General features: G+C 61.6%; 14 protein-coding genes and 5 tRNA genes. 5 read left to right on the forward strand and 14 right to left on the reverse strand.

Annotated elements, in window-relative coordinates:
- The first annotated feature begins 45 nt into the window (after positions 1 to 45).
- Entirely contained in the window at positions 46 to 1,251 is a 1,206-nt protein-coding gene (locus QYQ99_RS21525; RefSeq protein WP_302089937.1) for an acetate/propionate family kinase, read from the forward strand.
- Between the two features lie 239 nt (positions 1,252 to 1,490).
- Here the strand turns inward: QYQ99_RS21525 and QYQ99_RS21530 are convergent, their stop codons facing one another.
- From QYQ99_RS21530 to trxA, 6 genes are all read right to left on the reverse strand, one after another.
- Entirely contained in the window at positions 1,491 to 2,618 is a 1,128-nt protein-coding gene (locus QYQ99_RS21530; protein ID WP_302089938.1) for an ABC transporter permease, read from the reverse strand.
- A gap of 189 nt (positions 2,619 to 2,807) precedes the next feature.
- Entirely contained in the window at positions 2,808 to 5,597 is a 2,790-nt protein-coding gene (gene rbbA, locus QYQ99_RS21535) for a ribosome-associated ATPase/putative transporter RbbA (RefSeq protein WP_302089939.1), read from the reverse strand.
- Between the two features lie 20 nt (positions 5,598 to 5,617).
- Positions 5,618 to 6,703: an HlyD family secretion protein gene (locus QYQ99_RS21540; protein WP_302089940.1), complete on the reverse strand. Its 1,086-nt coding sequence runs from the start codon at positions 6,701 to 6,703 to the stop codon at positions 5,618 to 5,620.
- Between the two features lie 11 nt (positions 6,704 to 6,714).
- Positions 6,715 to 8,157: an efflux transporter outer membrane subunit gene (locus QYQ99_RS21545; protein ID WP_302093239.1), complete on the reverse strand. Its 1,443-nt coding sequence runs from the start codon at positions 8,155 to 8,157 to the stop codon at positions 6,715 to 6,717.
- Positions 8,158 to 8,389: 232 nt separating this feature from the next.
- Positions 8,390 to 9,652 carry a transcription termination factor Rho gene (gene rho, locus QYQ99_RS21550; protein WP_302089941.1) on the reverse strand — a complete coding sequence of 421 codons (1,263 nt, stop codon included), beginning with the start codon at positions 9,650 to 9,652 and terminating at the stop codon, positions 8,390 to 8,392.
- A 285-nt stretch (positions 9,653 to 9,937) separates the two neighbouring features.
- Positions 9,938 to 10,267 carry a thioredoxin TrxA gene (gene trxA / locus QYQ99_RS21555; RefSeq protein WP_003053480.1) on the reverse strand — a complete coding sequence of 110 codons (330 nt, stop codon included), beginning with the start codon at positions 10,265 to 10,267 and terminating at the stop codon, positions 9,938 to 9,940.
- Positions 10,268 to 10,480: 213 nt separating this feature from the next.
- Between trxA and QYQ99_RS21560 the strand changes: the two genes are divergently transcribed.
- The gene (locus QYQ99_RS21560; protein ID WP_302089942.1) at positions 10,481 to 11,773 is read left to right on the forward strand and encodes a TIGR03862 family flavoprotein; all 1,293 of its coding nucleotides are present in this window, start codon (positions 10,481 to 10,483) and stop codon (positions 11,771 to 11,773) included.
- A gap of 468 nt (positions 11,774 to 12,241) precedes the next feature.
- On the forward strand, positions 12,242 to 12,556 hold the full coding sequence (locus QYQ99_RS21565; RefSeq protein WP_003080190.1) for a hypothetical protein: 315 nt from the start codon (positions 12,242 to 12,244) through the stop codon (positions 12,554 to 12,556).
- 46 nt (positions 12,557 to 12,602) lie between these two features.
- On the opposite strand, the gene QYQ99_RS21570 is transcribed toward QYQ99_RS21565, so the two are convergent.
- The 5 genes from QYQ99_RS21570 to QYQ99_RS21590 all read right to left on the reverse strand — a co-directional run bounded on the left by QYQ99_RS21570 (position 12,603) and on the right by QYQ99_RS21590 (position 13,168).
- A tRNA-Asn gene (locus QYQ99_RS21570) sits at positions 12,603 to 12,678 on the reverse strand.
- A gap of 47 nt (positions 12,679 to 12,725) precedes the next feature.
- Positions 12,726 to 12,801: transfer RNA gene (locus QYQ99_RS21575), tRNA-Asn, on the reverse strand.
- Between the two features lie 47 nt (positions 12,802 to 12,848).
- Positions 12,849 to 12,924 (reverse strand) — tRNA-Asn (locus tag QYQ99_RS21580).
- 47 nt (positions 12,925 to 12,971) lie between these two features.
- Positions 12,972 to 13,047 (reverse strand) — tRNA-Asn (locus QYQ99_RS21585).
- Between the two features lie 45 nt (positions 13,048 to 13,092).
- A tRNA-Asn gene (locus tag QYQ99_RS21590) sits at positions 13,093 to 13,168 on the reverse strand.
- Positions 13,169 to 13,349: 181 nt separating this feature from the next.
- On the opposite strand from QYQ99_RS21590, the gene def reads away from it, so the two are divergent.
- Together def and QYQ99_RS21600 are read left to right on the forward strand one after the other, a co-directional pair.
- The gene (def, locus tag QYQ99_RS21595; RefSeq protein ID WP_003080185.1) at positions 13,350 to 13,889 is read left to right on the forward strand and encodes a peptide deformylase; all 540 of its coding nucleotides are present in this window, start codon (positions 13,350 to 13,352) and stop codon (positions 13,887 to 13,889) included.
- 531 nt (positions 13,890 to 14,420) lie between these two features.
- On the forward strand, positions 14,421 to 15,911 hold the full coding sequence (locus QYQ99_RS21600; protein ID WP_302089943.1) for a nucleobase:cation symporter-2 family protein: 1,491 nt from the start codon (positions 14,421 to 14,423) through the stop codon (positions 15,909 to 15,911).
- 136 nt (positions 15,912 to 16,047) lie between these two features.
- Here the strand turns inward: QYQ99_RS21600 and QYQ99_RS21605 are convergent, their stop codons facing one another.
- From QYQ99_RS21605 to QYQ99_RS21615, 3 genes are all read right to left on the reverse strand, one after another.
- A complete protein-coding gene (locus QYQ99_RS21605; protein ID WP_302089944.1) occupies positions 16,048 to 17,115 on the reverse strand; it encodes an NAD(P)/FAD-dependent oxidoreductase in 1,068 nt (355 codons plus the stop codon).
- A 36-nt stretch (positions 17,116 to 17,151) separates the two neighbouring features.
- Positions 17,152 to 17,481, reverse strand: a complete 330-nt coding sequence (fdxA, locus tag QYQ99_RS21610) for a ferredoxin FdxA (protein WP_003053491.1) — start codon at positions 17,479 to 17,481, stop codon at positions 17,152 to 17,154.
- A gap of 145 nt (positions 17,482 to 17,626) precedes the next feature.
- Positions 17,627 to 19,000 carry a sulfate adenylyltransferase subunit 1 gene (locus tag QYQ99_RS21615; RefSeq protein ID WP_302089945.1) on the reverse strand — a complete coding sequence of 458 codons (1,374 nt, stop codon included), beginning with the start codon at positions 18,998 to 19,000 and terminating at the stop codon, positions 17,627 to 17,629.
- Between the last annotated feature and the right edge of the window lie 50 nt (positions 19,001 to 19,050).

Below are 19,050 nucleotides of genomic sequence, written 5' to 3' on the forward strand. Positions count from 1 at the left end.
GCAGTTGCTGCGGCCTGTGCTCTCTCGGCAGACAAAGGCACTGACATGAGCAATTCCGTCATCATCGTCCTGAACTGCGGCTCGTCGAGCATCAAGTTCGCCGTCTTCGAGGCCGCTAGTCCCCTGCCGCGCAATCCCCTGTGGAACGGCAAGGTGCAGGGCATTGGCGGGCCCGCTCCCGACTTCGGCGAAACCGGCGTCCCGCCCTTTGCCATCGAACTGGGCGCAGAGCACCCGTATCGCGATGCGCTGCGCATCATCCGCGAGCGCATCACGGCCAGGCTCCAGGACCGGCCCGTGGCGGCGATCGCCCATCGGGTGGTGCATGGCGGCAGCAAGTATTTCGATTCCACCCGCATCGATGCAGGCGTGTTGCGAGACTTGCGCAGCTATGTGCCGCTGGCACCGCTGCATCAGCCGTTTGCGCTGGAGGCCATCGAGATCCTGTTGCGCGAGCGGCCCGACATCGTGCAGATTGCCTGCTTCGATACAGGCTTTCATCACAGCTTGCCCAAGGTGGAGCAGATCCTTCCACTGCCCTACGAATGGTGGCAGCGCGGTGTGCGCCGCTATGGCTTTCACGGGCTCTCGTATGCCTATATGGCGACCGCGCTGGCCGAGCGTCATGGCGACCGGGCCAGGGGGCGCACCATCGTCGCCCATCTGGGCAGCGGCGCCAGTCTGTGCGGCATGCAGCAGCTGCAAAGCGTGGCGACCACCATGGGCTTCTCGGCCCTGGACGGATTGATGATGGGCACCCGTAGCGGGGCGCTGGACCCGGGGGCCGTGCTCTATCTGATGGAGATCGAGAAACTGACGCTTCAGGAGGTGGGGAGTCTGCTCTATCACGACTCGGGGCTGCTTGGCGTCTCGGGCATCTCGTCCGAGCCGCGCGTGATCCTGCGCCATGTCCAGGATTCAGGTGAGTCCGGCGAGCGCGCGCGCATCGCGCTGGACCTCTTTGTGCGCCGCATCGTGCGCGAGATCGGTTCTCTGGCCGCTGCGCTGGGCGGGCTGGACATGCTGGTGTTCACGGCGGGCATTGGCGAGCACAGCGAGGAGATTCGCGCCCGCGTCTGCGCCGCTCTGGCGTGGCTGGGTCTGGGGCTGGATGGCCAGGCCAATGCAGCCCATGCACCGGTCATTTCATCTGCAGACAGCCGGGTACTGGTGGGGGTTGAGCCCACCAATGAGGAGTGGGTGGCCGCCCGCGATACGGAGCGGCTTCTCGCGCATTCATCGTCTTTTTGACGCGCATCGAGTGGCGGCCGGGCTTGAAGGCGCCATGCAGATATTCATGGCGGCCCAGAGCAGAGGCTGGGCGGTTGCGCGCTTTGCCGAATGGCTTCGCTCTCTTGCGCCGGATGCAGCCTGGCCGCATCGGTGCCCGCCTGGATGGCCGCGTGAGCCTGAGGGCTGCTCTTGCAGCAGCAGCCTGTGAGGGCCGAGGCCTTGGAGGCAATGTCCAGGGCGTTGGCCTGACGCAACTCTCAGGCCATGCTCGACAAGGTTTTTCTGAACCGCATCAGCGACAGCCAGAACAGCACGGCGCCGATTCCCGCCAGCCACAGAAAGGGCTTCCATACGGTTTCTATGCCGGCGCCGCGATACAGAATCGCCTGACCCAGCTCCACAAAATGCGTGGTGGGGGCGAACAGCATCACGTTCTGCACCAGTTGGGGCATGGATTCGCGGGGCGTCATGCCGCCGGACAGCAATTGCAGCGGCAGCAGCGTCAACACCATCAGCAGGCCGAACTGCGGCATGCTGCGCGCCACCGTGGCCAGAAAGATGCCCATGGCCGTCGTTGCAAACAGGCACAGGGCCGAGCCTGCCATGAACAGCAGCAGACTGCCTTCGATGGGCACCTTGAGCGCGCCGCGCACGACCAGATTGAGCGAGACACCTGCCGCCAGCAGCACCACGGCGCCCATGGACCAGACCTTGGCCAGCATGATCTCGGTAGGCGTCACAGGCATGACCAGCAGATGCTCGATGGTGCCATGCTCGCGCTCGCGGATCAGCGCCGCGCCCGTGAGGATGATGGAGAGCATGGTGACGTTGTTGATGATCTGCATCAGCCCGCCGAACCAGATCTTGTTCAGTCCGGGGTTGAAGCGGGCGCGCAGCTCCAGGGCCACGGGCAGTGCGCTCGCTCCCCGGTGGCGCTGCACAAACTCGTTGACTTCGGCCAGCACGATCTGCTGCACATATCCGCTGCCGGAGAACGCCTGGCTCATCCGTGTGGCGTCCACGTTCAGCTGCAGCTCGGCCTTTTTGCCGGACAGCACATCGCGCTGGAAGTTGGGAGGAATGGTCAGCGAGAAGGTGAAGTCGCCTGCATCCAGCCCGGGATCCACATGGCTGAAATCCACCATCTGCGGCGGCATGAACTGAGGCGGGTAGAAGGCCGAGGTGATGCGTGCGGACAGCGGCGACTGGTCTTCGTCGACGATGGCAATCGGCGCCTTGTGCAGCGTATCGGGCATGGCCGTGGCTGCGGTGTACACCGAGGCCGTGAAGGTGTAGACGATGAGCACCAGCATCACCGGGTCGCGCCACAGGCTCCACAGCTCCTTGACGCCCAGGCGCCAGATATTCTTGAGGCTATGCAACATCGTAAAAGTCCAAGGTGTGCCGTGAAGCAGAAGACGCTCTGAACAAGCGCAGGCCCAACGCAGGGACACCGAGCAAGGGCCTGGGCCGGCCGCACCGCCCCGCAGCGAGGCTGTCGTCGGTTGCCCGCATGTCCCCCTCCCGCGCAGCGAGAGAGGGGGAAGGCGCGCAGCGACTCAGGGGGAGCTTCATCACTTCTCCTGCTTGGGCAGGGCCCAGATGGCCACGCCCATGATCACGGGAACGGCAATCAGCAGCGGCAGCAAGGTAGGTGCCAGGTCGTGCAGGCCCAGCGCCTTGTTGAAGACACCGCGGCTGATGGCGAACATATAGGTTGCCGGGTAGATCTCGCCAATCCAGCGACCGGCGCCTTCGAGCGAGGACACCGGATCGGTCAGCCCCGAGAACTGCGTGGCCGGAATCAACGTGCCCAGCATGGCAAAGAACATGGCGGCAATCTGGCTGCTGGTAACGGCAGAGGCCAGCAGTCCCATGCCCGTGGCAATGACGCTGAAGAGCAGGGCGGCCATGACGAGCAGCGGGAAGCTGCCGGTCATGGGCACGCCGAACACGAATACCGCCATGGCACACATCAGAAAGAAGTTCAGCATGGCCAGCACCACATAGGGCAGCTGCTTGCCCAGCAGAAACTCGATGCGGGTCACGGGAGTGACGTACAGATTCACGATGGAGCCCAGCTCTTTTTCGCGCACCACGGCCAGGGCCGTGAGCATGGCGGGCAGCATCATCAGCAGCAGCGGAATCACGGCCGGCACCATGGCGGGAAGGCTTTTCACATCGGGGTTGTAGCGAAAGCGGGTCTCCAGGCTGACCTGGCTGGTGAGCTGTATGCCCAGTCGCTCGCGCGCCTGCTGCGCCAGCCAGAGCTGGTGCATCGCCTGGACATAGCCTTTGACGGTCTCGCCGCGCTGAGGCATGGCACCGTCGAACCAGGCACCCACGGCCGCCTTCGAGCCGCGCAGCACGTCACGGCCAAAGCCGGGCGGTATCTCGATGGCCAGTGCCAGCTCGCCGCTTTTCATGCGCCGGTCCAGGTCCGCATAGTCCTGGATGGGAGGCATTTCAATGAAATAGCGCGAGCCCGCGAGATTGTTCACATAGTTCTGGCTGATGGTGCTCTGGTCGCGGTCGAGCACGGCAAACTTCAGATCTTCGACATCCATGCTGATGCCGAAGCCGATCACCACCATCAGCACCAGCGAGCCCACCAGGGCCAGCGTGGCCCGCACGGGATCGCGTTGCAGCTCCAGCGACTCGCGCCACAGATAGCTCCACAGGCGCTGCAGGCTGAAGCCGGTGCCGCTGGAGTGTGCTGCAGAAACAGTAGCTTGCTGCGCTTTATCAGCATTGAAATCAGGGTGTTTTGATGCTGAAGATGATTCAGGACAAGCGGTAGTAGCTTCTTTTTTGATATCGAGCACGGGCGCTGCCTCGCCCGAGGCCTCCACCAGATAGCCGATGAAGGCCTCCTCCAGCGTGGCTGCGCCGCGCTTGGCGGTCAGGGCTGCCGGCCGGTCGCTGTCCAGCACCTTGCCCGCATGCATCATGGACATGCGGTCGCAGCGCTCGGCTTCGTTCATGAAGTGCGTGGAGATGAAGATCGTCACCCGGTCGCGGCGCGAGAGCTCGATCAGCAAGCGCCAGAACTGATCGCGCGCCACAGGGTCCACGCCCGAAGTGGGTTCGTCGAGAATCAGCAGCTCCGGCTTGTGCACCATGGCCACGGCCAGAGACAGGCGCTGGCGCATGCCCAGCGGGATATTGCCGGGCAGCGTCTCGCGCACTTCGGCAAGCCCGAAGCGGGTGAGCATTTCCTCGACCCGCGCAGGGATCTCGGCCGGATCCACGTGGAAGAGCTCGGCGTGCAGCACCAGGTTCTGCAGCACGGTCAGCTCGCCGTAGAGCGAGAAGGCCTGCGACATATAGCCCACGCGCCGGCGCGTGGCCACGTCATGCGGATCGATCTTCTTGCCAAACAGCCAGGCATCGCCCTCGCTGGCGGGCAGCAGCCCGGTCAGCATCTTCATGGTGGTCGATTTGCCGCAGCCGTTGGAGCCCAGAAAACCGAAGATCTCGCCGCGACGAATGCGGAAATTCACATGGTCCACGGCCACAAAGTCGCCAAAGCGCATGGTGAGATCGCGCGCCTCGATGGCGATGTCGTCATCGCTGGTCTGCAGCGGCGGGATCACCACGGCGGCATGGCCGCGCTTTTTTTCCTCGGGCAGCAGGGCGATGAACGCGGCCTCCAGCGCCGGCATGCCGGTGCGCGCCAGCAGCTCGGCGGGGGTGCCGGTGGCCAGAATCAGGCCGTCATCCATGGCCGCCAGCCAGTCAAAGCGCTGGGCCTCGTCCATATAGGCCGTGGCCACGATCACGCTCATCTGCGGGCGCTGGCCGCGAATGCGGTTGATCAGATCCCAGAATTGCGCGCGCGCCAGCGGATCCACGCCGGTCGTGGGCTCATCGAGAATCAGCAGGTCGGGGTCGTGGATGAGGGCGCAGCACAGCGCCAGCTTCTGCTTCATGCCGCCCGAGAGCTTGCCGGCAGGGCGGGAGAGGAATTTCTGCAGCCCCGTGCTCTGGGTCAGGTCGTCGATGCGCGCCCGGCGTTCGGCCGCGTCATGGCCGAAAAGACGCCCGAAGAACTGCAGATTCTCCTCCACCGACAGCGTGGGGTAGAGATTCTTGCCCAGGCCCTGAGGCATGTAGGCAATGCGGGGGCAGACGGCATCGCGGTGCTTTTTGCTGCGCATGTCGCCGCCCAGCACCTGTATCTCGCCGCCCTGCAGGGCGCGCGCTCCTGCAATCAGCGACAGAAGGCTGGATTTGCCCACGCCGTCAGGGCCTATCAGGCCGACCATGATGCCTGCGGGAATCTCCAGGCTCAGTCCGCGCAGCGCCTGCGTCTTGCCGTAGGCGAGCGTCACATCGCGCAAGGTGGCTACATGCTGGGTCATGGCAAATGGGATCGCAGCGTTCACGAGGCCGACGCGTCGGCGTCGCCGGTGCGCAGCTCCAGCTTGGCCGGCCATTCGCGCTCTTTATCGAGCTTGATCCAGGCCACGCCGGGCAGGCCTGTCTTGACTTGGGTCAGGTGCTTTTGCAGCAGATCCGGAGCAATACGTGCCTTGACGCGGAACATCAGCTTCTGTCTTTCGCTGGCCGTCTCCACGGTCTTGGGCGTGAACTGGGCGGTGCTGGCGACAAAGGACACCTGAGCCGGGATCACATATTGGGCAGCCGCATCCAGCACGATGCGCACCTCGGTGCCAAGGGCCACCCGGCCTGCCACGGTCTCGGGCAGGAAGAAGCTCATGTAGACGTCCGAGACATCCACCATATTCAGCACCTTGCCGCCGGCGCCGATCACCTCGCCGGGCTGGGCCAGCCGGTATTGCACGCGGCCGTCGCGCGGGGCGGTGAGCTCGCTGTCCTTGACATCGGCATCGATGCGCTGGACGGTGGCGGCAGCGGCCGTCACCGCCGATTCCGCACCAATGGTCTGGGCCTTGGCCGCGTCGATGGCCGCCTTGGCGGCCGTGGCCTGTGCCTCGGCGGCCTTGAGCGCGGCCTGGGCGCCACGCACGCGTGCCCGGTCGTCGTCCAGCTCCTGCTCCGATGAAGCACCTTCGCGCGCCAGTGTCTCGGAGCGCTTGACGCGGCGCAGCGCCGCATCCAGTTCGGCTTCGCGCTGGGCCACAGTGGCCATGGTGGCCGCGTACTGGCTTTCGCGCAGCGCGATTTCGGCGCGCGCCGAAGTCACCGCATGAGAGGCACGCTCACGGCCGGCTATGGCTTCGCGCTGCTGAGCCTGCAGGCTCTCGATCTGCATGCGCGCCAGTGGCTGACCGGCTTTCACGAATTCGCCTTCCTGCACCAGGATTTCAGCGATGCGGCCGGCGTATTTGGTGGCGACGTCGATTTCGGTGGCTTCGATGCGGCCGTTGCCGCTGATCAGCCCTTCGGATGCCTGTGCGCTGCGCCATTGTTGCCAGCCATAAGCGCCCAGGGCGGCGGCGGCAACGATGAGCGCGGCGATGGTCAATTTCTTGTTCATGGACATGGATTCGCTGGTCAAGGTTGGAGGGCGGCAGAGGTGGGGGCGCTGCTCTGGCCTTGAGCGTAGTAGCCTCCACCCAAAGCGGCATAGAGCGCGACCTGGGTGGACAGCAGGGCTTCGCGGCCCTGAACCAGTTGCTGCTCGGCGCTCAGCAGGTCGCGTTCGGCATCCAGCACATCGAGATAGGGCGAGGCGCCCTGGTCATAGCGCAGCCGGGCCAGTCGGGCGCGTTCCTTGAGTGCAGCGCGCTGATCGCTCAGCACCACGAGTTGCTGCTCGAGCAGGGTACGGCTGGACAGTGCGTCCAGCACTTCGCGCATCGCGGTCTCTATGGTTTTTTCGTACTGGACGACCGCCATGCTCTGTCGCACGGCCTGCAGATTCAGGTTGGCCTGGCGCTGGCCGCCGTCAAAGATCGGCAGCGACACCGTGGGAGCAAACTGCCAGGCACGGCTGCCGCTTCTGAACAGGCCGTCAAGCTCCGCGCTGGCGGTGCCCCAGCTGCCGGTCAGGGCGATGCGAGGCAAAAACGCAGCGCGTGCGGCAGACACATTGGCCTTGGCGGCCTGCAGGCCGTACTCGGCCGCAATGATGTCGGGGCGCTGTGTCAGCAGATCGGACGGCAGGCCTTCGGGAATGGGCTTCAGGACCACGGCGGTGGAGCTGCTTTGTGGCAAGCGGTCTGCATCCACTCCGGTGAGCTGCTGCAGTGCATTGGCCTGCAGCGCGCGCTGCTGTGCCAGCTGGGTGCCTATGGCCTTGGCCTGGTGAACCAGAGTCTGTACCTGCGTGAGCGCATAGCGTGAAGTGGAGCCCACCTCGGTGCGGCGCTTGAAGATGCGCAGCGATTCCTCGCGGCTGGCAATCGTGCGCTGGGTCAGGGCCAGGCGCTCATCCAGACTGCGCAGGGCCAGATAATTCAGCGCTACCTGCTTGACGAGACTGGATTGAACCGCATGCTGCGTGGCATCCAGCGCCAGATAATTGCCTAAAGCGGCATCGCTGAGGCTTTTGACACGGCCCCAGAGATCGAGCTCCCAGCTGTTGAGGCCGACAAAGACCTGCTGATCGCCGGCGACGACGGAGCGGCCACTGGCGTTGAGGTCGGCGGGAACACGTGCTCTGCCATGACTGCTGCCCAGGCCGATCGTCGGCAGTCGAGCAGCACTCTGTATGTCATAGGCGGCCTGGGCTTCCTGCACACGCAGCAAGGCGAGGCGCTGGTCCTGATTGTGGGCAAGAGCTGCGCGAATCAGCTCCTGCAGGTTGGGGTCCAGGTAGAAGTCCTGCCAGGCAATCGATGCCGTATTGGCTGGCGCAGCGCGCTCTTGTTTTTTTGTCCACTCCTGAGGCCACTTGTCCGGTAGCTTGGCCTGGGCCTGTGGCTGAAGAATCGGCACCGTCGGGCTGCAGGCTGCCAGCGCTGTCAGCAATGCAGCTGTTGCCAGCAGGCGCATCGGTGTGGTTTTGTAGGGTGGTGTGCGATGTGCTGAAGGGGGCATGAATGCAGAACCCGCGACTTGAAAGCTTTTGGCCTCCGGTTATCGCAAGATTTGTATAGATGTGTATCCCTAGTATTGAGGGGCGGCTTGCAAGTCAGTTTGAGCTATGTCAATCAATGGGGTCAAGCGCCAGAAACAACAAAGCCCCGCAAGGCGGGGCTTTGTTGTTTCGATGCACGAAGAGGCCTTAGCCGCCGCGACGCATCATGTCGAAGAATTCGACATTGTTCTTGGTCGCCTTCATGTTCTTGATCATCAGCTCCATGGACTCGATCTCGTCCATGTTGTACATGAACTGGCGCAGGATGCGAGTCTTTTGCAGAATCTCGGGAGCCAGCAGCAGCTCTTCGCGGCGTGTACCGCTCTTGGTGAGTTCGATGGCCGGGAACACGCGCTTTTCGTACAGGCGACGGTTCAGGTGCAGTTCGCTGTTGCCGGTGCCCTTGAATTCTTCAAAGATCACTTCGTCCATGCGGCTGCCGGTGTCGACCAGTGCCGTGGCGATGATGGTCAGCGAGCCGCCTTCTTCCACCTTGCGGGCCGCGCCGAAGAAGCGCTTGGGGCGCTGCAGTGCGTTGGAGTCCACACCGCCCGACAGCACCTTGCCCGATGAGGGCACGACGTTGTTGTAGGCGCGGGCCAGACGGGTGATGGAGTCCAGCAGGATGACCACATCCTTGCCCAGTTCCACCAGGCGCTTGGCGCGCTCGATCACCATTTCGGCCACGTGCACGTGACGGGTAGCTGGCTCGTCAAAGGTGGAGGCAATGATTTCGCCCTTCACCGAGCGCTGCATTTCCGTCACTTCTTCAGGGCGCTCGTCCACCAGCAGCACCATCAGGTGCACATCGGGATGGTTGGCGGTGATGGCGTGCGCAATGCTTTGCATCATCATGGTCTTGCCGCTCTTGGGCGGTGCCACGATCAGCGCGCGCTGGCCGCGGCCAATGGGGGCGATGATGTCGATGATGCGGCCGGTGATGTTTTCTTCGCCCTTGATGTCGCGCTCAAGGCGCATCTGCTCCTTGGGGAACAGAGGGGTCAGATTCTCGAACATCACCTTGTGCTTGTTTTGCTCAGGTGGGCCGCCGTTGACCTTGTCGAGCTTGGTCAGGGCAAAGTAGCGCTCGCCATCCTTGGGGATGCGCACTTCGCCTTCGATCATGTCGCCGGTGTGCAGGTTGAAGCGGCGCACCTGGCTGGGCGAGATATAGATGTCGTCGGTGCTGGCGGTGTAGCTGGTATCGGGGCTACGCAGGAAGCCGAAGCCATCGGGCAGGATTTCCAGCACGCCGTCGGCGAAGACCTGTTCACCGGCCTTGGCGCGCTTTTTGATGATGGCGAACATCAGTTCCTGCTTGCGCATGCGACCGACGTTTTCGATCTCAAGCGCTTCGGCCTGCTTCAAGACTTCAGACACGTGCAGTGCCTTGAGTTCATTAAGGTGCATGAAAAGACTCCAAGCGTGGAGTGAGAATAACCAGGGGGGGAGGCGTAGAGCCTAACGAAACACTGTGAAAGTGGGCAGGCTTGCCTGAAGAAAATCCAGCGCGGTCCCATGCGGTTGCCGGCGGTTCATACATTATGACAGGAAAACTGGCGCAGCTTGCAAGCAATTTATTGCGCACTTGTCATCTGCAGCCTGTGCCGGGACTGTAGCAGATACAAATGAGGGGGGGGAGAGGGTGCCCGCAAGCAAACAGAGCTCCATTGGGAGCTCTGTTTGTGGAATGCATTAGATGTGCTGGTCGAGGAAGGCGGACAGTTGTGTCTTGTTCAGCGCGCCAACCTTGGTGGCGGCCAGTTGACCGTCCTTGAACAACATCAGCGTGGGAATGCCGCGAATGCCGAACTTGGCAGGGATCTCACGGTTTTCGTCCACATTCATCTTGGCGATCTGCACCTTGCCTTTGTAGCCTTCGGCCACATCGTCCAAGATGGGGGCGATCATCTTGCAAGGGCCGCACCATTCAGCCCAGTAATCCACCAGCACGGTCGTGCCGGGTTGCAGTACGTCAGACTCAAAGCTTGCATCCGTGATGTGCTTGATCAATTCGCTGGCCATTTGTAGTCCTGGATTTTCTTGAATCAAAAAGGTAGGCGGTCTATTCGCCTAGTGACTTGATTGTGACAGAAACTCATCTCCTGCCACGGTGTGTGGCTGGTTGTTTGCAGCTATCGCGCTAATAGTGCCCGCAATATTGCAGAAATGCTGTCAGTGGTATTCTGCGCACCCTTTGGCGGCCGGTGGCTGCCAGCAGATTGAGGTGGTAGAAGTATGAGTGTCTCGGAGCCCTTGATGGCCGATTCCGAATGGATCTGTGATGTGGCTGTGATCGGTGCCGGGCCTGCAGGCTTGATGGCGGCCGAGCAATTGGCGAAGGCCGGCTTGTCGGTCAGAGTGTTCGAGGCGAAAGCCTCGGCGGCTCGCAAATTCCTCATGGCGGGCAAAGGCGGTCTCAATCTTACGCACTCCGAGGAGTTTTCGAGCTTTGTGACTCGCTATGGCTGCCGCTCTGCAGATTTGACCCCCTGGCTCGAAAAGTGGGGTGCGAGCGAGCTTCAGGCCTGGGTCAAAGAGCTGGGCTTTGATACCTTCGTGGGGACATCGGGAAGAGTGTTTCCTGCGGATATGAAGGCAGCGCCGCTGCTGCGTGCCTGGCTGGTGCGTATGAAGTCGCAGGGCGTGCAGTTTCATATGCGTCACCGCTGGATCGGCTGGGCAGAGGATGGCAAGCCGGTTCTTCAGACAGAAAGTGCCAGGGTCAAGATCGGCTGCAAGGCTTTGGTGCTCGCGACGGGCGGAGGCAGTTGGGCGCGTCTGGGCTCGGACGGTGCTTGGGTTTCGTTGCTGCAGGGCAAGGGGGTGGGCATTGCCCCGTTGCAGGCGGCCAACTGCGGCTTTGATGTGGGCTGGCCGCAAGGGCGTGAGGCCGGCTGGAGTGAGGTCTTTGCGCAGCGCTTTGCCGGGCAGCCATTCAAGTCGGTGGTTTTGAAGTTTGTGGATGAGCAAGGCGCCGGCTTTGAACGTCAAGGTGAATTTGTGGCGACGCAGACCGGGGTGGAGGGCAGCCTGATCTATGCGGTCTCCTCCCTGTTGCGGGACTGCATTGCCCGTCAGGGCGCTGCGCACTTCGAGCTGGATCTGCTGCCGCAGTGGAGTGCGCAGCGTGTGCAGCAGGAGGTGATGCGGCCGCGCGGCTCGCGCAGCCTCAGCAGTCATCTCAAAGGACGCCTGGGACTTGATGGCATCAAGGCGGGTTTGCTGTATGAGGTGCTCGGCAAGAATGGCATGGCGGTGGCGGACATGAAACGCCTGGCATCCACGATCAAGGCGGTGCCTTTGACGGTGATTGCACCGCGCCCCATCGATGAGGCCATCAGCACTGCAGGCGGAGTTCGTCTGGAGGCTCTGGATGCGCGGGGGATGTGTGCCGCCCTGCCTGGTGTCTTCTGTGCGGGAGAAATGCTGGACTGGGAGGCCCCCACGGGCGGTTATCTGCTCACGGCCTGTATGTCCTCTGGCGTTCGTGTGGCCGAAGGGGTGAAGAGCTTCCTGCAGGACAACTGACGCGCGAGCTTGTGCTTGTGCTTGTGCTTGTCTGTGCGGCGGGAGGGCGGCATTGAACTCTGGAGCGATCCCGTCTTGACGGCGGGTGCTCTTGCCTGCCGTAGCGCGTAGGCAGGCCCGGGTTGGCAGTGGTTCGAGGTTTGTGGCTCCGCGGCGAGGGAGTCATCCGCGCTGGCCCTCGCTTGAATCGCCGAGCAAGCCCTTGCTCGCCGGGCGGAGTGGGGGAAATACCCGAGCAATGTGTCTGATTGATTCCTGAGTGGGGCTTTGTGACAGGAGGGTAGTGTCTCAAGCCCTGCCTGGAGCCGGCTTGGGGCGGGCGGCTGCAAGCGGCGGGTGCCCCTCCTACGAGGCGAACTCTTGCTGTGGGACAGATGTCTTGAACCGGAGACATTACGCTGGCAACATTGCTCCATCGGTTGATGAGTCGTGACGGATTTGCGTTGTTACCGGAAAAGGAGGTTGGTCATGTTTTTCGGCAAGATCTTCGGTTTTGGACGTTCCGAACCGCGCTATATCCGCCGTACGCGTGCCTATCTGCAAGAGGCGCGCATGGCTGTTCTGGAGCACACTATCGCGGCGGAGTACTACCAGTCCTCCGCTCAGATGTATGCCGAACGTGCTGCACGACTGGAAGATGAATTGCGAGCCTGGGAGCAGGGCGAGCAGCATGTTCCCGTGGTGCCGCATCACTATCCCTATGTCCCTCACTCTGCACACAAGGCCGTCGCTGTAGATGCGCCACCCGTGGGTGCTTCGGTGGGTGTGGTGAGAGCTGCCTGAGCAGATAAAAGAAAAAGCCTGTATGGCTTGCATACAGGCTTTTGAATGGCTCCTCAACCTGGGCTCGAACCAGGGACCTACGGATTAACAGTCCGGCGCTCTACCGACTGAGCTATTGAGGAATATGTCGGTGTGACAAGCCTTGAGCGATTGCAAGGCGACTAAATTTTGGCTCCTCAACCTGGGCTCGAACCAGGGACCTACGGATTAACAGTCCGGCGCTCTACCGACTGAGCTATTGAGGAATGTGTCGGTGTGACATGCCTTGAGCGATTGCAAGGCGATTAAATTTTGGCTCCTCAACCTGGGCTCGAACCAGGGACCTACGGATTAACAGTCCGGCGCTCTACCGACTGAGCTATTGAGGAATGTGTCGGTGTGACATGCCTTGAGCGATTGCAAGGCAACTAAATTTTGGCTCCTCAACCTGGGCTCGAACCAGGGACCTACGGATTAACAGTCCGGCGCTCTACCAACTGAGCTATTGAGGAATATGTTGGTGTGATGCTTTGATATCCGCAAAGCATCGAAATTCTTGGCTCCTCAACCTGGGCTCGAACCAGGGACCTACGGATTAACAGTCCGGCGCTCTACCGACTGAGCTATTGAGGAAGAAGACCTAGATTATAGGGTGTAAAAAAGGGCTCGCAGGAAGTTCATCACAATTTCATCAAATTCTCTGTGCCTGATACCCAGAACAGGCCGCACCGTTCACGTGGATTGGTGGCGACGCTATGCTTTTGATGATTGAACAGTGTGGTGGCCCGGTGGTTGCTGCACGCCGTATCGATATATGACTGTACGTACCATTTTGAAGATGGGTGATCCCCGTCTGCTCAAGCTTGCCAAGCCGGTGACTGAATTTGATACGGATGCATTGCATCTGCTTCTCAAGGATTTGCTGGACACCATGCATGCTGCCAACGGCGCCGGTCTGGCGGCGCCGCAGATCGGCGAGGATTTGCAGATGGTGGTGTTTGGCTCGGGTGAGCCCAACCCTCGCTATCCGGATGCCCCCATAGTGCCTCGTACCGTGCTGATCAATCCAGTCATCACACCCATCGGTGAAGAGGAGCAGCTGGATTGGGAGGGTTGCCTGTCTGTACCCGGTCTGCGAGCCATGGTGCCACGCTGGAACAAGGTGCGCTACACAGGCTTCGATATCTACGGCGACCCGATCGACCGCACGGTCGAGGGCTTTCACGCGCGCGTGGTCCAGCATGAGTGCGACCACCTCTGGGGCAAGCTCTATCCGATGAGGGTGCGCGATTTCAGTCGTTTCGGCTTTACCGACGTGCTGTTTCCCGGCATCGCTCAGGCCGAGGAAGACTGATCGGCCACTGACAAGCGGCTCCAGATTCGCTTTTCTCTTCTCTACCGGATGCAAGACACAACGGGGAATGTGTCTTGCATCCTTTTGTTCTTTATAGAGGGCATGGAAGCATCGATGGGCCTGATCTGTGTCAATTTCCAGTGCCCGATCGCAGCCAATGAGTGTGCCTTTTTGCTTTGGAAAGGTTCTGGTCAGCACTTTGTATACAAAACTGTAGACAATTTTGGTGTCCTGGCAACGTACAGTCTCGACTCATGCCCTTCTGGGTATGGCTTTGATTGCGTAATGGAATAGTCCGGCCTGCGGATGCCATGCAATCAAAGGAGATTGAAAGACTGACTTGGGTGAATGAAAGAGTGGTTTGCTCTTTTCCATAGGTCGGATCGCTCTCGCAGAAGAGCGACTGGCTGCAGCACAAGGCCTCGCTGGGGCGATCGGAAAAGATCGCTGCCGAAAAGAGTTGCTGCAAGTCGACCGGACAGAGCGAAAGGCCTCTAGAGCCTTGGTGAGTAGGTAATTTAGGAGACAAAGATGAACGATCAGACCGGAGCATCCAAGAATGCGGCCGTCAAGCGCCCCGAAGATGAGAATCTTGGCGTCACCGCCAACCTCATGTATGGCTTGCAACATGTGTTGACCATGTACGGCGGTATCGTGGCGGTGCCTCTGATCGTGGCTGAAGCGGCTGGTATGTCCGCTGCTGATGCCGGTCTGCTGGTGACCGCCTGCCTGTTCATGGGGGGTGTGGCAACCTTGCTGCAGACGCTGGGCATTCCTTTCTTCGGCTGCCGTCTACCTCTGGTTCAAGGCGTTTCGTTTGCAGGCGTGGCCACCATGGTCAGCATCCTGCACACCGGTGGTGGCATGCAGGGCGTGCTGGGGGCCGTCATGTACGCCTCGGTACTGGGTCTGATCATTGCGCCGGTTTTTTCGCGCATCACCAAATTTTTCCCGCCCTTGGTCAATGGCTGCGTGATCACGGTAATCGGCATGTCGCTAATGCCTGTGGCTGCGCATTGGGCCATGGGCGGCAATGCCAAGTCTGCTGATTACGGCAGCATGGGCAATATCGGTCTGGCCGGTCTGTCGCTGTTCATGGTGCTGCTGTTCAGCAAGCTGGGCAATGCCATGCTGTCGCGCCTGTCGATTCTGGTGGCGATCGTGGTGGGCACCATTACGGCCGTCTTCATCGGCAAGGCCGATTTCTCGCAGGTGTTCAACGGTCCCATTTTTGCGGTGCCCACACCTTTGCACTTCGGCTGGCCCACTTTCGACATGGCGGCCACCATCTCCATGTTCATCGTGATTCTCGTGATCCTGGTGGAAACCTCGGCCGACGTGCTGGCCGTGGGTGAAATCGTGGACAGCCCCGTGGACGGTCGCCGTCTCGGTGACGGTCTGCGCGCCGACATGCTCTCCAGCATCGTGGCTCCCATCTTCGGCGGCTTCACACAAAGCGCTTTTGCACAGAACGTGGGCCTGGTGGCCGTGACCGGAATCAAGAGCCGTTTCGTGGTGGCTTTCTCCGGCCTGATCCTGATCGTGTTTGGCGTGCTGCCGGTGATGGGCCGCATCGTTGCCTGCGTGCCTCCCTCGGTGCTGGGCGGTGCCGGCCTGGTGCTGTTCGGTACCGTGGCTGCCAGCGGCATCCGTACCCTGGCCAAGGTGGAATACAACAACAACATGAATCTGATCATTGTTGCCACTTCGGTGAGCGCGGGTCTGCTGCCGGTGGTGGCTCCCAAGTTCTATGACCAGTTCCCTGCATGGTTTGCCACGATCTTTCACTCGGGCATCAGCGCAACCGCTCTGGTTGCCGTGACCCTGAACCTGCTCTACAACCACTTCAAGCAAGGCAATTCCGATCAGCCTTCCGTCTTTGAAGCCGGTTATGGCCGCGCCCTGAGCCAGCATGTGCTGGAAGCCCTGGCCGATGGCGACCGCGTCGAAGGTGGCAAGGTCTACGACAAGGAAGGCAAGGAAGTGCCCATCCTTCCGGTCAAGCCGGCACATGGCCATTGAGCCGAGATCAAAGTGCGCGCGGTGGGGTCTGACCCCGTCGTGATTTACACCGCTATCCCGAGGGATAGCGGTTTTTTTATGCCTGCCTCAGAAGCTGCGGACTCCAAGGAGTCCGAGGCAGGACGCCGGCCGCCCTTCAGTGAGACACGCCCAGGATGGCATGCAGGCGCGCACTGGTCGTCGTGTATTCCAGCAAAGGCTTGCTGCCTTGCAGGTATTCGGCGGCTGCAAACGCGGCCATGGTGGCTTCGTGGAAGGCGCAGAGGATCAACCGCTTCTTGCCGCTGTAGCTGACGATGTCGCCAATGGCATAAATCCCCGGGGCGCTGGTGGCAAGCGTTGCCGGATCCACCGCCAGTTGCTTGCGCTCCAGTGCCAGGCCCCAGTCCGTCAAAGGGCCCAGCTTGGGTGAAATGCCCTGGTATACCAGCAACTGTTCGACAGGCCGCGTATGTTCGTCGCCTTCGCCGTCCATCCATTGCACGGCCTCTAGTCGGCCGTCGCCGTGCCGCACTTCGGTGATCTGGCCGATCAGCACTTCAAGGGTGCCGGATTCGCGCAGTTGCTGCAGCTCGCTCAGTTGCGCAGGCTCGGCATTGAAGCTGTCACGGCGATGCATGAGAACGGTTCTGGCCGCGCTTGAACTGCAGGCAATGGCAGCTGCTACGGCTTCCTCATCGCCGCCATAGACCAGCACCTGGCGGCCTGCGGCCATATCCAGCTGCTGCGGGTGATAGTGCAACTGGCCCGTGCCGAGTGCATCCACACCCGGTGCCTTGAGGGCCTTGGGCACGAACGCGCCGACACCTGCGGCGATGAAGACGGTGCGGGTGTGGAACAGCGCTCCTGCCGTGGTGCCGAGCTGCCAGCGCCCGTCCTCAAGGGCCTGCAGAGTCTGTACTTGCTGGGACAGATGGCGGCTCACCTGCATGGGCGCGATCTGTTTTTCCAGCAGTTGCACCAGCTCCAGGCCGGTGCACACGGGAATGCCGGGAATATCGTAGATGGGCTTGTGCGCGTAGAGCTGGCTGCACTGGCCGCCCACATGGGGCAGGGCATCGATCAAATGGGCTTGAATGCCCTGCAGGCCAAGCTGAAAGGCCTGAAACAAACCCGCCGGACCTGCGCCAATGATGATGGCGTCGGTTTCCACGGCGGGTTGTAGTGAGAGGGAAGCGTTGGTCGTTGCGTTGGACAGGCTCATGCGGGCAAGCGTAGCGCAGTCCGCGCCCTGACTGGCTTAGCGCTCCAGCAAATCCACTTTGTTCGGCTTGCCATTCCACTCGTCGGCGTCGGGCAGCGAAGCCTTGCGCTTGGTGATGCTCTTCCAGCTCTTGAGCTGGGACAGATCCACGTTCAGCTTGATGAAGGCCAGTTGATCGGCAGGCACATCTTCTTCGGCAAAGATGGCATTGGCCGGGCACTCGGGAATGCAGACGGCGCAGTCAATACATTCATCGGGATCGATCACCAGAAAGTTGGGGCCTTCACGGAAGCAGTCCACGGGGCAAACGTCCACGCAATCGGTGTACTTGCACTTGATGCAGTTTTCGGTAACGACGTGAGTCATTGAGAATCTTCTTCTTGGGTGGGGATTGGTAAAACCCCGTGATTTTAGGTTTTTTCCCGCGCAGCGCCAGTGCCCGGCTGGATAAGGCCGTATGGAGATCTGGTTTGGCGGCCAGATCGCTGTTGCGGCCTTGTCTTCATTGGCTTCAGTTCACCAGCGCGGCACCGGCTGTTGCATTGCTGGCAGTGTCCACCAGAATCAGCGAGCCCAGCTGGCGGGCCTGGGTGAAGGGGGCGGCCGGAATGGCTTCCTGCAGCACCAGCTCCACCTGGCCGATGGCATTGGCCTCTAGCTGTTGGGCGTCTTCCTTGTCCAGTGTATTGATATTGAGGCGGTGCACCAGGCGGCGCGCCTTGGCCTTGACCCAGCGGTGGCCATGCAGCGCCCAGTAAACGCGACCGGGCACCAGGGGTTCGGTGTCCATCCAGGCCACGGTGACGGTGATCTCGCGGCTGCTGGGCCAGGGGCTTGCGGCAGCAGGGGCATCAAAGTCATCCTCGGCAACGTCGGCTTGCACGGGGGCGGCAATGATCCAGTCGCCGCGTGAGACATCGACCTCGCGGTCCAGCGTGATGCCGGCGGACAGGCCCGCAGTCACGTCCTTGGGCGCGCGGGCATGGTCTATGACCTGGGCCACGGTCGCGAGTTGGCCGCTGGGCAGAATCTGCACCCGGGTGCCGACCCGGGCAACGCCCGTGGCGACACGGCCCCAGAACACGCGGCGGCCCTGGCTGGTGTCGGACGAAGAAGAGAACTTCTCCACCCACTGCACGGGGAAGGCCAGTGCCAGATCGCTGTCGGTCGGTGTGTTGGGCAGTTGCTCCAGCAGTTGCAGCAGGCTGGGGCCGTGGTAGCCGGCCCAGCCGTCAGTGCTGTTGACCACGTTGTAGCCCTTGAGCGCGGACACGGGCACGGTGGCTGTGATCTTGATGTCTGCGGAAGCAGTGAACTTCTGCAGCGCCGCGTTGATATGGGCAAAGGCCAGGGCCGGGTCCTGCACGGCGTCGAGCTTGTTGACGGCAAACACCAGCGAATTCACGCGCAGCAGATGGGCCAGCAGGCTGTGGCGGCGGGTCTGGGGCAGCAGCTCAAGATCGGCATTCTTCCAGTCCAGCTTGGTGGCATCGACCAGCACCACGGCGGCATCGGCGCTTGATGCGGCCGTCACCATATTGCGGGTGTACTGCTCGTGACCGGGTGCGTCGCCGATGATGAACTTGCGCGACTCGGTCGCGAAGTAGCGGTAGGCCACATCGATCGTGATGCCTTGCTCGCGCTCGGCGGCCAGCCCGTCGGTCAGCAGGGCCAGATCCGTCTCGCCGGACTTGGTGACGCCGGCCAGCTGATCCTGCAGCACGGCGCGGGTATCCACCAGCAGGCGACCGATCAGGGTGCTCTTGCCGTCATCGACCGAGCCGCAGGTGATAAAGCGCAGCGCGCTGCTGTTATGAGCATCAAATTGGCCTGAAGCGCTTGATTGGTTTGCGCTAGCAGCTACGGAATTAATAGTTTCAGTCATCGCGTTCTTTCCTCAAACAGGCATGTCCCAACTCAAAGACGCCAAGCAAG

The sequence above is a fragment of the Comamonas testosteroni genome (assembly GCF_030505195.1).
Lineage (GTDB): Bacteria > Pseudomonadota > Gammaproteobacteria > Burkholderiales > Burkholderiaceae_C > Comamonas > Comamonas testosteroni_G.

What these genes read in the sequence shown, in the direction of transcription:
- QYQ99_RS21525 (WP_302089937.1), top strand. Translation starts at nt 46, where the DNA reads ATGAGCAATTCCGTCATCATCGTCCTGAACTGCGGCTCGTCGAGCATC.
- QYQ99_RS21530 (WP_302089938.1), bottom strand. Translation starts at nt 2,618, where the DNA reads ATGTTGCATAGCCTCAAGAATATCTGGCGCCTGGGCGTCAAGGAGCTG.
- rbbA (WP_302089939.1), bottom strand. Translation starts at nt 5,597, where the DNA reads ATGACCCAGCATGTAGCCACCTTGCGCGATGTGACGCTCGCCTACGGC.
- QYQ99_RS21540 (WP_302089940.1), bottom strand. Translation starts at nt 6,703, where the DNA reads ATGTCCATGAACAAGAAATTGACCATCGCCGCGCTCATCGTTGCCGCC.
- QYQ99_RS21545 (WP_302093239.1), bottom strand. Translation starts at nt 8,157, where the DNA reads ATGCGCCTGCTGGCAACAGCTGCATTGCTGACAGCGCTGGCAGCCTGC.
- rho (WP_302089941.1), bottom strand. Translation starts at nt 9,652, where the DNA reads ATGCACCTTAATGAACTCAAGGCACTGCACGTGTCTGAAGTCTTGAAG.
- trxA (WP_003053480.1), bottom strand. Translation starts at nt 10,267, where the DNA reads ATGGCCAGCGAATTGATCAAGCACATCACGGATGCAAGCTTTGAGTCT.
- QYQ99_RS21560 (WP_302089942.1), top strand. Translation starts at nt 10,481, where the DNA reads ATGAGTGTCTCGGAGCCCTTGATGGCCGATTCCGAATGGATCTGTGAT.
- QYQ99_RS21565 (WP_003080190.1), top strand. Translation starts at nt 12,242, where the DNA reads ATGTTTTTCGGCAAGATCTTCGGTTTTGGACGTTCCGAACCGCGCTAT.
- def (WP_003080185.1), top strand. Translation starts at nt 13,350, where the DNA reads ATGACTGTACGTACCATTTTGAAGATGGGTGATCCCCGTCTGCTCAAG.
- QYQ99_RS21600 (WP_302089943.1), top strand. Translation starts at nt 14,421, where the DNA reads ATGAACGATCAGACCGGAGCATCCAAGAATGCGGCCGTCAAGCGCCCC.
- QYQ99_RS21605 (WP_302089944.1), bottom strand. Translation starts at nt 17,115, where the DNA reads ATGAGCCTGTCCAACGCAACGACCAACGCTTCCCTCTCACTACAACCC.
- fdxA (WP_003053491.1), bottom strand. Translation starts at nt 17,481, where the DNA reads ATGACTCACGTCGTTACCGAAAACTGCATCAAGTGCAAGTACACCGAT.
- QYQ99_RS21615 (WP_302089945.1), bottom strand. Translation starts at nt 19,000, where the DNA reads ATGACTGAAACTATTAATTCCGTAGCTGCTAGCGCAAACCAATCAAGC.